Source organism: Veillonella sp. VA141, from assembly GCF_003992175.1.
GTDB lineage: Bacteria > Bacillota > Negativicutes > Veillonellales > Veillonellaceae > F0422.
The window spans coordinates 197974-212614 of the sequence record NZ_RQVM01000001.1 but is presented as its reverse complement, the minus strand read 5'-3'; the positions used below and the strand labels follow the sequence as shown (position 1 = coordinate 212614).

The 14641-nt window shown below is 37.2% G+C and carries 17 protein-coding genes; 15 read left to right on the top strand and 2 right to left on the bottom strand.

All coding sequences use genetic code 11. The features are described from left to right. Positions 1-8 precede the first annotated feature (8 nt). From EO112_RS01000 to nrdG, 9 genes are all read left to right on the top strand, one after another. Positions 9-884 (top strand): cell division protein FtsQ/DivIB, encoded by an 876-nt coding sequence (locus EO112_RS01000; RefSeq protein WP_127162521.1) that lies wholly within the window; start codon positions 9-11, stop codon positions 882-884. 12 nt (positions 885-896) lie between these two features. Further along, entirely contained in the window at positions 897-1577 is a 681-nt protein-coding gene (locus tag EO112_RS00995) for a DUF881 domain-containing protein (protein ID WP_127061919.1), read from the top strand. Continuing rightward, positions 1577-1924, top strand: a complete 348-nt coding sequence (locus tag EO112_RS00990; protein WP_127162519.1) for a small basic family protein — start codon at positions 1577-1579, stop codon at positions 1922-1924. Before EO112_RS00995 ends, EO112_RS00990 begins: the two co-directional genes overlap by 1 nt. A 150-nt stretch (positions 1925-2074) precedes the next feature. Further along, positions 2075-3091, top strand: a complete 1017-nt coding sequence (gene ftsZ, locus EO112_RS00985; RefSeq protein WP_062402999.1) for a cell division protein FtsZ — start codon at positions 2075-2077, stop codon at positions 3089-3091. A 23-nt stretch (positions 3092-3114) separates the two neighbouring features. After that, positions 3115-3690 (top strand): outer membrane beta-barrel protein, encoded by a 576-nt coding sequence (locus tag EO112_RS00980; RefSeq protein WP_009354179.1) that lies wholly within the window; start codon positions 3115-3117, stop codon positions 3688-3690. A gap of 257 nt (positions 3691-3947) precedes the next feature. Then, positions 3948-4556 carry a hypothetical protein gene (locus tag EO112_RS00975; RefSeq protein ID WP_127162517.1) on the top strand — a complete coding sequence of 203 codons (609 nt, stop codon included), beginning with the start codon at positions 3948-3950 and terminating at the stop codon, positions 4554-4556. Then, entirely contained in the window at positions 4543-5073 is a 531-nt protein-coding gene (locus EO112_RS00970) for a biotin transporter BioY (protein WP_127162515.1), read from the top strand. Before EO112_RS00975 ends, EO112_RS00970 begins: the two co-directional genes overlap by 14 nt. Positions 5074-5657: 584 nt before the next feature. Beyond that, positions 5658-7808, top strand: coding sequence for an anaerobic ribonucleoside-triphosphate reductase (gene nrdD / locus EO112_RS00965; protein ID WP_126940234.1), 2151 nt, complete (start codon positions 5658-5660; stop codon positions 7806-7808). A 25-nt stretch (positions 7809-7833) separates the two neighbouring features. Beyond that, positions 7834-8331 carry an anaerobic ribonucleoside-triphosphate reductase activating protein gene (gene nrdG, locus EO112_RS00960; RefSeq protein WP_127162731.1) on the top strand — a complete coding sequence of 166 codons (498 nt, stop codon included), beginning with the start codon at positions 7834-7836 and terminating at the stop codon, positions 8329-8331. Between the two features lie 267 nt (positions 8332-8598). On the opposite strand, the gene EO112_RS00955 is transcribed toward nrdG, so the two are convergent. Both EO112_RS00955 and EO112_RS00950 read right to left on the bottom strand, forming a co-directional pair. After that, entirely contained in the window at positions 8599-9147 is a 549-nt protein-coding gene (locus tag EO112_RS00955) for a gamma carbonic anhydrase family protein (RefSeq protein ID WP_009354177.1), read from the bottom strand. Positions 9148-9268: 121 nt separating this feature from the next. After that, on the bottom strand, positions 9269-10207 hold the full coding sequence (locus EO112_RS00950) for a nitronate monooxygenase (protein ID WP_009354199.1): 939 nt from the start codon (positions 10205-10207) through the stop codon (positions 9269-9271). Between the two features lie 330 nt (positions 10208-10537). Here EO112_RS00950 and EO112_RS00945 point away from each other — a divergent pair, with 330 nt between their 5' ends. The 6 genes from EO112_RS00945 to EO112_RS00920 all read left to right on the top strand — a co-directional run bounded on the left by EO112_RS00945 (position 10538) and on the right by EO112_RS00920 (position 14603). Further along, positions 10538-11092, top strand: coding sequence for a LemA family protein (locus EO112_RS00945; protein ID WP_009354181.1), 555 nt, complete (start codon positions 10538-10540; stop codon positions 11090-11092). Between the two features lie 93 nt (positions 11093-11185). Further along, positions 11186-11956 (top strand): YgcG family protein, encoded by a 771-nt coding sequence (locus EO112_RS00940; protein ID WP_127162513.1) that lies wholly within the window; start codon positions 11186-11188, stop codon positions 11954-11956. A gap of 190 nt (positions 11957-12146) precedes the next feature. Beyond that, positions 12147-12284, top strand: coding sequence for a rubredoxin (locus EO112_RS00935; RefSeq protein ID WP_009354175.1), 138 nt, complete (start codon positions 12147-12149; stop codon positions 12282-12284). A gap of 177 nt (positions 12285-12461) precedes the next feature. Beyond that, positions 12462-12974, top strand: coding sequence for a DUF177 domain-containing protein (locus EO112_RS00930; RefSeq protein ID WP_009354204.1), 513 nt, complete (start codon positions 12462-12464; stop codon positions 12972-12974). A 32-nt stretch (positions 12975-13006) separates the two neighbouring features. Next, the gene (gene rpmF, locus EO112_RS00925) at positions 13007-13186 is read left to right on the top strand and encodes a 50S ribosomal protein L32 (RefSeq protein ID WP_009354192.1); all 180 of its coding nucleotides are present in this window, start codon (positions 13007-13009) and stop codon (positions 13184-13186) included. 130 nt (positions 13187-13316) lie between these two features. Further along, positions 13317-14603 carry a manganese-dependent inorganic pyrophosphatase gene (locus EO112_RS00920; protein ID WP_127162511.1) on the top strand — a complete coding sequence of 429 codons (1287 nt, stop codon included), beginning with the start codon at positions 13317-13319 and terminating at the stop codon, positions 14601-14603. Positions 14604-14641: the final 38 nt, after the last annotated feature.

Here is a 14641-nt window from a genome sequence, read left to right as displayed (position 1 = left end):
GAGTAGCTATGAATGTAAATGGATTTCAAGAACAGAGGGGACAAAGAATGCCTCCATATAGGGAACATCCAACTAGTGAAAGACCAATCCATCCTATAGAAGAGGAAGATAATCCTTGGGAAGTTGTCACTATAGATACACCTGAAGGGCCTAAACGTGTACGACGTAGACGAAAACAAAAACCGACACGAAGATCCAAACCAGCAATTTGGAAAATTGTAGTAGGAGCATTCATTTTAATTGGTGTTTTTACATTACCATTACCTATTGGGCAAATTCAGGTTAATGGAACAGAACAATTAACTTCGGAAGATGTGGTAGCTATTGGTGATTTAGGATATCCAGTCAATATTTTGCGCGTACGAACAGGTGCGTTAGAAGAACGATTGCAAAAAGATATGCGGGTAGATACTGCGCATGTGTCCTATGCCTTACCGTTGACATTGCAAGTCGATATAAAAGCTCGTAAAGCTGTAGTTGTAGTGCCATCACAATTTGGATTTGTAGCGTTGGATAGACAGGGGATGGTTATTGCTAGTAGCCCTACTATTCCAGATACCACAGTTCCTATTATTTCAGGCGTTCGTTTAGGAAATGCATTATTAGGTGATACTATAGAAGCAGCGGGTATTCGAGTAGCTATTGCATATATGGAAGCATTCACTGAGGATAAGCGCAAACAAATTGGTGAAATTAATGTAGGTGATGCTGAAAAAATCATTGCCTATACAGTTGATGGGTTGCCAATTCATATTGGTGATCAAAACAATTTAGAAGAAAAAGCAAAAATAACGACAGATATGCTAGTAGATATTGCACAGCGCCATGTCAATGCTGAATATATTGATGTTAATATTAAAACCCCTTTTATTAAAACACAATAAAGGAGCATAAAGTTGAAACAAGGGCGAATAGCCATAGCTGCAGTGAGTATGATTGTAGGAGTTATGCTTGTTACGCAGTACAAAATGACACAAACCATTGCGGAAGGCAATGTAAACTTGCAAAGAAGTGGAGAATTAGCCTTAAAGATTAATTCTCTTCAAGAAGAACGAGCAGGTCTAAGAAAGCAAATTGCTACTATGAAAGAAGAAGGAAGTTTAGAGGGAATTAAAGAAGAAAATAGAGTATTATCTCTTAGGGCTTCCTTAGTCGATGTAGAAGGACCCGGAGTTGTCTTAACAATAACGGATAGTAAGACTCCCGTAAAAGATGGAGAAAACCCAAATTTATATTTAATTCATGATGAAGATATGTTGCGTATTGTAAATGAACTAAGAGCAGCTGGTGCAGAGGCAATCTCTATTAATGATCAACGGCTAATAGGAACATCAGAAATACGTTGTTCTGGTCCTACGATTACCGTGAATGGAAAGATTTTTGCTCCTCCTTTTATTATAAAAGCTATTGGTGATACTAAAACATTACACTCCTCTTTGACCATGCGCGGTGGGGTGGTGGAGTCTCTCAAATATTGGGGGATTGAAGTAAAAATTCAAGATGAAGCTCATATAACAGTCCCCGCTTATGATGGAACAATGAAACAAAATTACATCAAAGTGAAGGGAGGACAATAATGGTATATGTATGGATTCTAGGGGGCTTAATCGTAGGGGTTGCTATCGGAATCATAAGCCCTTTTGATGTGCCTGTATCGTATGCAAAATATACTTCTGTCGCCCTATTAGCAGCATTAGACTCTGTTTTTGGCGGCACTAGAGCAGCTATTGAAAGAACTTTTCAATTATCTATTTTTATTACGGGGTTCTTTTCTAATTCCTTACTAGCTGCGGTCTTAGTATTCTTAGGAAATGCAGTGGGTATAGACTTATACTACGTAGCATTGATTTCATTTGGGTTGCGACTGTTTCAAAATACGGCAGCTATACGTAGATTATTATTAACAAAACGACTACATACATAGAAAAAAATAAAGTCATTTCTTGACTTTCATTGAAAAAATATAAAATATATTGTAAAATAAAAGCAAATTATAATGATAAGATAGACTAGTAATATAATGTCATAGTAACAATATATGAAATATATCTCTAGTAAAGAGGAGGATCATTCGATGTCAGAGTTCGCAAAAATTAAAGTAATTGGTGTTGGTGGCGGCGGTGGAAATGCCGTATCTCGCATGATCGGTAGCGACTTGGAAAATGTTGATTTCTTAGTAGCTAATACTGAAACACAAGCCTTAGATGGTACAAATGTACCTGTTCGCATTCAAATTGGTGAAAAAGCTACTAAAGGTCTTGGTGCGGGCGCTAACCCAGAAGTAGGCCGTGAAGCTGCAGAAGAAAGTCGTGAAGATATTTTAAAAGCATTGCAAGGTGCTGATATGGTATTCGTAACTGCTGGTATGGGTGGTGGCACTGGTACTGGTGCAGCTCCAGTAGTAGCAGAATGTGCACGTGAAGCTGGCGCATTGACAGTAGGTGTTGTAACAAAACCATTTGGCTTTGAAGGTAAAAAACGTAAAGAACAAGCTGAACGTGGTATTGAAGCATTAACTGGTAAAGTTGATACAATTATTACAATTCCAAATGACCGTTTATTGGGTATTATTGACCGTAAAACTTCCTTAAAAGATGCTTTCTTAACAGCTGATGAAGTATTGCGTCAAGGTATCAAAGGTATTTCTGACTTAATTACAAAGCCAGGTTTAATCAACCTTGACTTTGCTGACGTAAAAACTATCATGACAAACCAAGGTGAAGCATTGATGGGTATCGGTGTAGGTGAAGGTGAAAACCGTGCTGTAGATGCTGCTAAACAAGCAATCAATAGCCCATTATTGGAAACTTCCATTGACGGTGCAAAAGGAATCTTGTTAAATATTACTGGTAGTGAAGAGTTAAGCTTATTTGAAATCAATGAAGCAGCAGAAATTATTTCTGAAGCAGCGGACCCAGAAGCAAATATTATCTTCGGTTCTGTTATTGATGAAAACGTAGGGGACAAAGTGTTTATCACTGTTGTTGCTACAGGTTTTGGTGACCAAGGTTCTACTAATGGATTTGCTCGTAAAAGCCCATTTGGAGCTACAGGTAACTCTCCAGAAGTACCAGCTTTCATGAAACGATAAAATTCTCATATAAGGAGGATATTATGAAAAAAGTTTTAGTAGCCACAGCGGTATTAGCCGCATTTAGTGCCTCTGCATTTGCAGCTGCTGTGCCTGTAACTAATATTAATGTAGGCGAAACAAAAGTAGCCGCAGAGTATTCTTTGTCTAAAAAAACAGCACAAGATACAAAACGTAAAGATGGTTTTGGTGTGTCAGCACAACAAGGGCTATCTGATACATTAGCTGCACAATATTCTTTTAATAAAGTTCGTCGTACAGGCGCAGATATCAAAGATCATCAATTGGCAGGTGCTTATGCAGTACATCCTAATGTGAACGTCTATGGTGCTGGTACATACGTAGATATGGGACCTAAACAAAGTGGTTTTGGATACCAAGCAGGTGTAATTGGACATACTCAATTAGCTGATAAAATTGAAGGTTTTGCTAAAATCGGTTTCGGAAATGATATCAAAGGAACCTATCAATTAGGCGCTTCTTATGGATTGCGTCCAGATGTTGATTTAAATGTATATTATCAATATGATAAATACAGTATGAATCAAAACAAAACAGATGTAAAAGGCTTGCATGCAGGTGTAGGTTATTCTTTCTAATTGAAAAGAGTGATATCTGTTGAAAAATAGTAGATAATATATTAGGACTGTAATACATAGTAGTTTACTTTGTATTGCAGTCCTTTTAATTTATTTATGTGATAAATGTGAACAGTTAATCAGTATATGTTAACAAATAATTTGAAAAATAGGTTGACTATATTGAACTTGATTAATTATAATAAAGGTGTAACAGAATGTAAGAATCATGTAAGCTTGTAAGATCCAGTATACCCATATCATGGGGAGGAGGCACTATGCATACACTATGTAAGGGCTTGACAAGTGTAAGGGAAATTCCTAATACCGTGATTGTACGTAATGTACAATATAAACGAACTACAAGATCACCACAGTTACAAATTAACTATACCCCAAGAAAGCAAGAACATATAGTGACTGTTTGTAATTCAAAAGGCACTTTAGTGTCCACGATGTTAGAACGGTTTGACTCCGAAAGGAGGCACCATGATGAAGTTTCATTGGGGGAAATGCCAAAGGTTTGGCCAGGTGAATTAAAAGATAGAACAAGAACAAAATTCGTGTTTACACCTGAATCTATACTTGAGTTTGTTGAGGCTATTCAAGATGATAATTCCATCTATCGGGAAGAGGTACCAGTAGTACCTGAATTAATGGTTTTATCACATATGGCACATCATGTGTTAGATGAAGCAATGTTACTTCAATTAGATATTACGTTTTCTGCACCATTTTATGGTGGAGATGTTATTTCTGTAGAAAAGCTTATAATCCATTCAGAGAAGCATACGCAAATTGGTGAGTGCGAACTAGTTGGAACTCATGGTGGGCGTGCACACTGCAAATGGATTTATGAAGAGGAGTTAATGAATGTTACAGACTAGAGATTTGACAAAAATGGCTTTGTTAGTGGCATTAGCCTGTGTAATGGCACAATTATCGGTTCCGAACCCCATGGGTGTGGGAATGATTTCCTTAATTACCATTGCATTATGTTTGATTGGTTTGATATTGCCACCAAAGCAGGCATTTTTGACTTTATTAGTCTATGTATTATTAGGAGCAGTTGGATTACCTGTATTTACTGGATTTACTGGTGGTATGGGAAAAATACTAGGTCCTACAGGTGGGTTTATTTTGATTTGGCCTATTGCCTATACTGCAGTTAGTTGCTTAAAGGGAACAGAAAAAAATTTTCTTAGATATGCTGTAGTAGCTACAGTAGTGAGTATTGTGATTACTTATGTAGCGGCAGTGCCGTACTTCATGTCTGTTGCAAATATACCATTCACTGCTGATGGATTACAAAAAGCCTTAGGAATTTTGTTCTATCCATTTATCATTGGTGATATTGTAAAAGCAATTCTATCTGCCTGGATTGCTACGAAAATTAAATTCTAGTTATCTAAGTAGAATAGCGATCAAATCCTTTTGGATTTGGTCGCTTTTGTTGTATAAGGATGTCAACTGACCTCCCATATCAATTACTCATTATTTAAAAGTCTTTTACCTAGGCAATTCAGGTAAGAAAATATGAATATAAATGTGTAAAAGTAGAGGATTCTCCTATTTTTACAAGTTTACTATATCTAATTGGTATACATGATATAGTGGTTTTTGTTGAAATAAACTACAATATGTTGTAAACTGAATCTAGTGATATCCATAAAGGGTACAAAATAGTGGTAATCTACAAAGTTATATATTTGATTGTTAGACAGGTTACTAAGCATTTGATAAAACGATTAATTGTTTCAGTGCTTATGAAATGACTATACACTAAAAAAGCAGTACGAATTTTCTACATGTGTAGATACAGTATGGATAGAGCAGAAATTGCTCTTTTTATATGTCCATATTTTGATTTAAATGTGCACCGCATATGTTAATTTTTTGCTTATGCATTGTTTGTATGATTCATACTAAATCTAATACTCCGTATAGTTTGTTATGTGCGGTGTAATTAGTATATAGGAGGCTGTATTATGATACATGTAATAAAAAGAGATGGTACTATAGCTGATTTTGATAAAGAAAAAATTATTATTGCTATAGAAAAAGCTATGCATAGTAGTACAGGTGTATATACGCCTGGATTGGCTTTGCAAATTGCTAATGAAATTGAGTCTTATGCAGAAAAAATGGGACGCAATATTACAATCTATGCTATTGAAGATCAAGTGTATTATAAACTCCTGGAAAATAATAATCCTGCAACGGCTCGAGCCTATGAAAATTATAAAGCAGTACAAGCTTTCAAGCGTGTAGAGAATACCACAGATAAAGATGTATTTGGTTTATTGAATAAATCAAATGTAGCAGTTCTTGATGAAAACTCCAATAAAGATGCTTCTATTGTATCCACGCAGCGTGATTTAATTGCTGGAGAAGTGAGTAAAGACATTGCTCGTAGAAAATTGATTCCCACGGATATTGTACAAGCTCATGACAGTGGTGCCATCCATTTCCATGATATGGACTATATCATTCAACCTATGTTTAATTGCTGTTTAGTAAATTTAGAAGATATGTTGACGAATGGCACAGTTATCAATGGAAAACGCATTGATACGCCTAAATCCTTTCAGGTAGCATGTACGGTAACTACACAAATTATTGCACAGGTTGCATCTGGCCAATATGGAGGTCAAAGCATTAATGGGATTGATCGTATTTTGGCGCCTTATGTAAGAAAATCCTATGATAAATATTTAGAGTTAACATTACAAGAGCAGGTCGAAGTGTATGGTATGGCTCCAGATGTAGCAAAGGCAGAGGAAATTGCTTGGCAACGGACGAAAAAAGAGGTAAAAGATGGGATTCAAACTATCCAATATCAAATTAATACCTTAATGACTACGAATGGACAGGCGCCTTTTGTAACATTGTTTATGCACTTCGATCCGAATAGTGAACTAGCAAAAGAAGCTGCTTTAATTGATGAAGAAATTCTAAAACAACGTATACAAGGCATCAAAAATGAGGCAGATGTATATATTACACCAGCCTTCCCTAAGTTGATTTATGTATTGGATGAACATAATGTACATCCTAATAGTGAATATTATTATTTGACGGAACTGGCTGCTCAATGCACGGCGAAACGCATGTATCCTGACTATATTTCTGCGAAAAAGATGAAAGAAATCTATGAAGGTAATGTATTTGCTCCTATGGGATGTCGTTCCTTCTTATCTCCTTGGAAAAATGAGCAAGGTGAGTATGTATTTAATGGTCGTTTTAATATAGGTGTGGTAAGTCTTAACTTACCTCAAATTGGTATTTTAGCACAAGGTAAGGAAGATGCTTTTTTTGAGATTTTGGAAAAACGCTTAGAATTAGCTGAAAAAGCATTGTTGTTCCGCTATGAACTATTGAAAGATGTGACCAGTGATGTATCTCCTATTCACTGGCAATATGGAGCCATTGCACGCCTTCCTAAAGGGGCTCCGATTCGACCATTATTAGAAGGTGGATATGCGACGATTTCTTTGGGATATATCGGTTTATATGAGGCGACCAAGCTAATTGTAGGAGATTCCAATACATCGGAAAAGGGCCATGAGTTTGCTAGAAAAGTGATGGAACGTTTGCACAATGCTACAGAAACATGGCGCAGTAAACACAACATTGGGTTTGCCCTCTATGGCACACCAGCTGAAAGTTTAACCAACCGATTCTCCTCCATTGATAGAGCTCGGTTTGGTGAGATTCCGGATATTACAGATAAAGGATACTACACCAATAGTTATCATGTGAATGTACGTGAAGAAATCAATGTGTTTGATAAATTTGCCTTTGAGTCGGAGTTTCAACGGTTATCCACTGGGGGATGCATTTCCTATGCAGAAATTCCTAATATGAATAATAATATCCCAGCTTTGTTGACAATGATGCAGTATATTTACGACACTATTTCCTATGCGGAATTTAATACAAAATCAGACTATTGCCATGAATGTGGCTTTGATGGTGAGATTATCGTTAATGATCAAGTGCAATGGGAATGTCCTCGTTGTCACAATACGAATCGTGATACTTTGACTGTAATTCGTAGAACTTGCGGTTATTTAGGGGAAAATTTTTGGAATGAAGGCCGTACGAAGGAAATTAAAGATCGAGTAATGCATATTTAATAAGATGATGAAAGAAGGATGTACAATGCGCTATGGACAGCTTAGACAATATGATATTGCTAATGGTGAAGGTATTCGTACATCCTTATTCGTTACTGGCTGCACTCATGGTTGTTATAATTGCTTTAACGAAGAGTATCAAGACTTTTCTGCTGGCCAAGAGTGGACAGAATCAGATACAGAGAGATTAATTTCCTATGTCAGTGCGCCTGCTTGTAGTGGATTAACCTTACTAGGTGGAGAGCCCTTTCAAAATGTAGATGGATTACTACCTCTTGTTGATAGAGTATTGGCAGTAGTGCCTCAAAAGTTAATTTGGGTCTATTCGGGATATACCTATGAAGAAATATTGGCTTGCCCTAATAAACGACAATTGCTAGAGCGGTGCCATATCCTAGTGGATGGGAAATTTGTGGATGATTTACGAGACCCAGGATTAGCATTTAGAGGTAGTAGTAATCAACGGATTATTGATATACAAAAGTCTCTGCAAAGTGGAGAAGTAGTGTTGTATTTGGAATAACATGAGCTAGCTAAATTAATATTATAAAATAGCGGATATTTGAACTGTAATGTCAAATATCCGCTTTACATTGATTGATATTCACATTAAATATGTATGAGAGTCAAATAATTATAATAGATTTTTTAGAAAAGATAAGGATACGTCGAGCAACTTATTTTCTACTATAAGACAATAGGTATGCACGATTACGAGATAAAGAGTGAACTAAAAGAGCTGTATAGGGAATACTATACAGCTCTTTTTATAAAAATTCATTGAATTATTTTATACAATAGTTTGGCTAGGATCCCACACTTCACCATCAGCATCTGGTAAAAATCCATATTCTTTAGTCCACAGTGTTTTGTATTTCACAGCTTGGTTGTGGATTTTTGTAATCATTGTTTCGTCTGTACGAATGACCTTAGCAGGGCTACCTACAACTAGGGAGTAGGGTGGAATTTCTGTGCCTTCTAGCACGAGAGCGCCCGCACCGATGATGGAGCCACGGCCGATGTGACAACGGCTAAGAACGATAGCCCCCATACCCACTAATACGTGGTCCTCTAGGGTAGAGGCGTGGATGATAGCACTATGACCAATGGTTACAAAGTCACCAAGGATACAAGCGTGGTCATCGTCTACGTGAAGTACAGAATTGTCTTGTACATTGGAGTAGCGGCCTACTATAATTTTATTGACATCTCCGCGAGCAGATACATTTTGCCATACAGAGGCATATTCTTTTAGTTCTACATCGCCAGCAAGCTCAGCACCTGGCATAGCGTGACTTTTTGGATCTAATTTTGGGTATTTTCCTTTAAATGGTAACATAGAAACCTCCTATATTATTTTGTATACGATAGTGTTATTTAATGAATCCCCTTGGGTTAAGGTACTAAGCCAAGGGGATGTAAATGGTATAAATGATACTAGTAGAAGATATATGTATGGTTTAGATAAACTGTTGTGCTTTTTTAATCGCTTCTTTGGCTTCTGCTACAACGGATTCTACGATGGTTTTCGCAGGCTCTACTTGTGTTAAGCGGTTCAGACCTTGACCAACTTGAACAACGCCGTTTACAGTATCTCCATCAACGGCAGCTTTTTTATTTGTACCGATTGCCATAGCTGTCAATTCACTTTTAGGGGCACAACTGTATTCAGCTTCTAAATAACGAGCTGTAAATTCACTTTTAAGACCACGTACTCCGTGATTGAAAGTAAGACCTGTCACAGTGGAGTCAGTATCTGTAGCGTTGATAATAGCTTCTTTACAGTTTTGATGCATTTTACATTCTTCCGCTAAGATGAAACGAGAGCCCATTTGAACGCCAGCTGCACCCATAGTAAGACCAGCAGCGAGTCCACGACCATCTACAATACCGCCAGCGATAATCACAGGGATATCAACTTCTGGCACAACATTTTCTAGCAAGGCCATCGTTGTTTGTGTACCAATATGACCGCCTGCTTCTTGACCTTCAATGATGATGGCATCGGCCCCTGCAGCTGCTACACGTTTAGCCAATTTTACATTCGGAACCACAGGAATTACTTTGATATCTGCTGCGTGTAATGGTTCGATGAAAGGAACAGGATTGCCCGCGCCTAAGGTAACAAAAGCAGGTTTCTCTTCTACGATAACGGCTAAGATATCATCTAAGTTAGGTGCCATTAACATTAAGTTTACACCGAATGGTTTGTCAGTTAAGGATTTGCATTGACGGATTTCTTGGCGAACCCATTCTGTGTCACGACCGCCTGTAGCGATAACACCAGTAGCACCAGCATTGGCTACTGCGGCCGCAAGGGTGTGCTCAGATGTCCAAGCCATAGCACCTTGAATAATAGGATATTGAATGCCTAATAATTCTGTTAAACTAGTTTTCATAATTCCTCCTATATAGAATAGTGATTCATTTATTTAAATCACTGGAGCTTTCAACATGCTTTCATTATAGCTTAATAGAATGAAAAAATATAGTTGCTGTAAAAGATGATAAAAACAATGTATAATATAACTAAGCTTATCACTAAGAGATATGTGGCACATGGTGCATATATGATATTAAAATGATCCCAATACATATGTGTATTTTAATGAATGTAAAATAGTGATATGCTTGTATATGAGTTTATTAGGCTTAAAAAAGTTATCTATAAAGCTCATGTATATTATGGCAAATTAGGTATATAAGAATTATAGTGTAAAGGAGGACTTATGAAAAAGTCATGGTTAATTGGTTTAGGTATTGTAGGTGTACTTCTGATTTGGATATTTAGTTCCTACAATGGATTAGTACAAACGGAAGAACAAGTCAATGGGCAATGGGCACAAGTGCAAACGCAGTTGCAACGTCGATCTGATTTAATTCCGAATTTAGTGAATACTGTAAAAGGTTATGCGACCCATGAGAAAGAAACAATTCAAGCAGTAGCAGATGCACGGGCAAAATTAGGTGGTGCCAAAACAGTAGAAGAAACGGCGAAAGCGAACCAAGAATTAAGTAGCGCCCTAAGTCGTTTGTTAGTGGTAGTAGAAAACTATCCGAACTTAAAAGCAGATGCTAATTTCAGAGCTTTACAAGATGAATTAGCAGGTACAGAAAATCGTATTGCAGTAGCACGTAAGGATTATAATGGCAGTGTACAAGCCTATAATATGAAGATTCGTACCTTACCTACATCCATCATCGCTAGTCCTATGGGCTTTCAGGTGAAACCATATTTTGAAGCAGACCAAGGGGCGCAAAGTGCACCGAAAGTGCAATTTTAATCCTTTTAACATATGTTCTTACAATGACTATGTATCGTTGCAAGGAATTAAGTTATAGTGCGATATAAAAGGGTATTTTCATGAGGAGGTAGGATGAGAAAAAAATATACATGGACTACTATTCTCAGTGCTTTATTTGTAACAATAGTCTTATTTTTGGGTAACCTATCTGCTTTTGCCTTAGATGTACCGAGTCCACAAAAAAATGGGTATATTTTGGATCAAACACGGACCTTGACTAAAGAAGATGTTCAGAAGATGAATCGTATGGGGGTTGAGTTACAGCAAAAGACAAAGGCTCAAATCGCGGTTCTGATCATCCCTACTTTAGATGGTGAGGATGTAACAGAGTATGCAAACAAGGTGTTTCGTTCTTGGGGCATCGGTGAAAAGGATAAAAATAATGGTATTCTTTTCTTGATAGCCCTTAAAGATAAACAAATGCGTATTGAAGTTGGCTATGGTTTAGAAGGTGCAATCAATGATGCCAAAGCGGGCCAAATTTTAGATGACTATGCCATACCGTATTTTAAACAAGGTCAAATAAGTAAAGGAGTAGTAAATACCTATGCTATCTTAGTAGGTGAAGCGGCTAAAGAGTACGGTATCACCATTGATGGAAGTCGTACCTATGAAACACAAAATGTAGAGGAATTAACGCCTTTTCAAATGTTGCTTATAGGTGGAGGTATTCTCTTATTACTCATTTTGGACTTCACTGTATTTGGTGGCGCTATTACACAATCTTTATTATGGGTATTGGCTTCTAGTCGAGGTGGTGGCTCTGGCCGTTCAGGCGGTGGAGGTTTCGGTGGATTCGGCGGTGGATCTTCCGGTGGTGGCGGTGCGAGCCGTCGATGGTAATAGATGTAGATTTGCTAAATGTAGATATCATGATATAATATGTCCCTATTATGCATAGTTTGCAAATAGGTATCTAAAAATAACATAGAAAATGATTGAGAATATATTGAAAGTTTTCGATTGTAGTGGTATACTGATTATAGATAAAGTATCTGAGACAAATCTTATAGTACGAAAGGTGGTGCACACAATGGATAAAAAATACGTTTGCGTAGTATGCGGTTGGGTTTATGACGAAGCTGTTGAAGGCGTTAAATTCGAAGATCAACCAGCTGATTACCTTTGCCCAGTTTGTGGGGTTGGTAAAGACCAATTCGAAGAAATGTAATTAATTTTTCGATAAATTAATCCACATACATAAGGGCTCTCCTATAGGAGAGCTCTTTTTCACATGAGAGTTAATTGCTAAGTCTTGTATGAGTTTTCTGAATACTCAACAACATATAGGGCTAGTATTTGACAAAGATAGTATAGGTAGCTATAATAGTATAGTCGAGGTAAAATTATGAAACTGCAAGTAGAGCAAGCAAAAGAACAGATTGGACGGGTAGTCCCTTTTCTATGTACGACATCAGGTGATGATCTTGGTGACGTATCTGCTTTTCCTTGGAGCCGTCATGATATAACCATTAGTGGTGAGCTTCGTTATGATGGTCAACATTATGTGGTGAATGGTACCATAACAACAAATGGACAATATGAGTGCTCAAGATGCTTAACCGATACTAATTATACCCATACTGTTCCATTTGAAGAGACTTTTGGTGTTACACATTCCAACAGTGGAGACGGTGATGTGATTTCTTTCGATGGGGAAGAAATCGATCTAACGGAGACCATTCGGGAAACATTAATCATCAATGAGCCCTCTCAAGTGTTATGTCAGGATGATTGCAAAGGATTGTGTGTTCAGTGTGGAGCTAATCAAAATGTTTCACCATGCTCTTGTGAATCCTTTGTGGTAGATCCTCGATTAGCAGTGCTAAGAACATTGCTGAAGGAAGAAAATGATGATTAATACCTAGTGATTATGTTAAGGAGGTGCAGATAATGGCAGTACCAAAGCGTAGACTTTCCAAATGCCGTCGAGATCGTCGTCGTGCTAACTGGAAATTAGAAGTACCTGGTTATGTAGCTTGTCCACAATGTCACGAACCAATGATGCCGCATCGCGTTTGCCCAACATGTGGTTCTTACAAAGGAGAACAAGTAGTTTCTAAAAATGCGTAATAGAAACGAATGAGAAGGCCTTGTAAACTGTTGTTTACGAGGTCTTTTTTGTATGCATTTTATACCTAATTATGGTATAATAAAGAAACATTAATAAATAACTCAAGTGGTGATTATAAGAGGTGACATTATGTTAAGAGATACAATTTTAGTAACAGGACATAAGAGTCCAGATACAGATTCTATTTGTTCTGCTATTTCCTATGCAAATTTAAAAAATCAAATGGGCTTTCCAGCACAACCAATTTGTGCGGGTCAAGCTAATAAAGAAACATCTTTTGCGTTAAAGTATTTTGGCTTTGAACATCCAGAAATTGTAACTTCTTTTGCTGTAACAGTAGAAGATGTACTAGAAACAATTCCAGCAGTCGATGCAAAAGCAACGTTACAAGATGTGTTAGCATGGCGTAAACAATATGAAATGAACCGCATTCCAGTGGTAGAAAATGGTACTACTTATGTGGGTACGATTACGGCACAACGCTTAATTGATGCTTTAGAAGGTGCTATGGGTGGCAATGTGAATGTAACAGCTGGTGAGATTTGCACAAAAACTTCTTGCCAAGTGATTAGCAAAGAAACGAAATTACGTGACTTCAAAGCTAATTCCCACATCGGTGGATATCCTGTAGTAGACAATGGTACATACTTAGGTATCATTCGTTCTAATGTAGAAGCTCCAAAGCAAAAAACAAAAGTTGTTCTTGTGGACCACAATGAAAAAGTACAAATTATTGACGATATCGAAGAAGCAGAATTAATCGAAAATATCGATCATCATCGTATTGGTGGGTTGGTAACAGACAATCCTATTTTTATTCATTATGAAACTGTAGGATGTACTTGTACAATTCTTGCTAATTTATACTGGCAATATGGCCAAGAGATTCCTAAAAATATTGCTGGCTTAATGCTATCTGCCATTATTTCTGACACAGTATTATTCCGTTCTCCTACTTGCACTGAAAAAGATAAAGAAACGGCTAAAAAATTAGCAACTATTGCTGGTGTTAACTTAGAAGAATATGGTATGGAATTATTGAAAGCCGGTTCTGATGTATCTGATTATTCCGATGAAAAAATCGTGCGTACAGATTTAAAAGAATTTGAAGCAAATGGCAAAATCATCAGTATTGGCCAAATTCAAGTAATGGATACTACAGATATTTTGGGTCGTAAAGCATGCTTGTTAAAAGCTATGGAAACATTGCGTAGTGCCAATAATTACAGCGCTTCTTACCTGATGATTACAAATATCTTAACAGAAGCAACAAACTTAATCTTTGTTGGAGATGCGAATGATGTGGTAGCAGCCGCATTTAATGCACAACCTGTGGACAATGAAGTATATTTAGAACATACATTATCCCGTAAAAAACAAGTAGTACCACCAATTGTGGGTGCTATGAAAGGCTAATCTATAATAGGGGGTGCGTTGTAGTGAAACACAGCGCA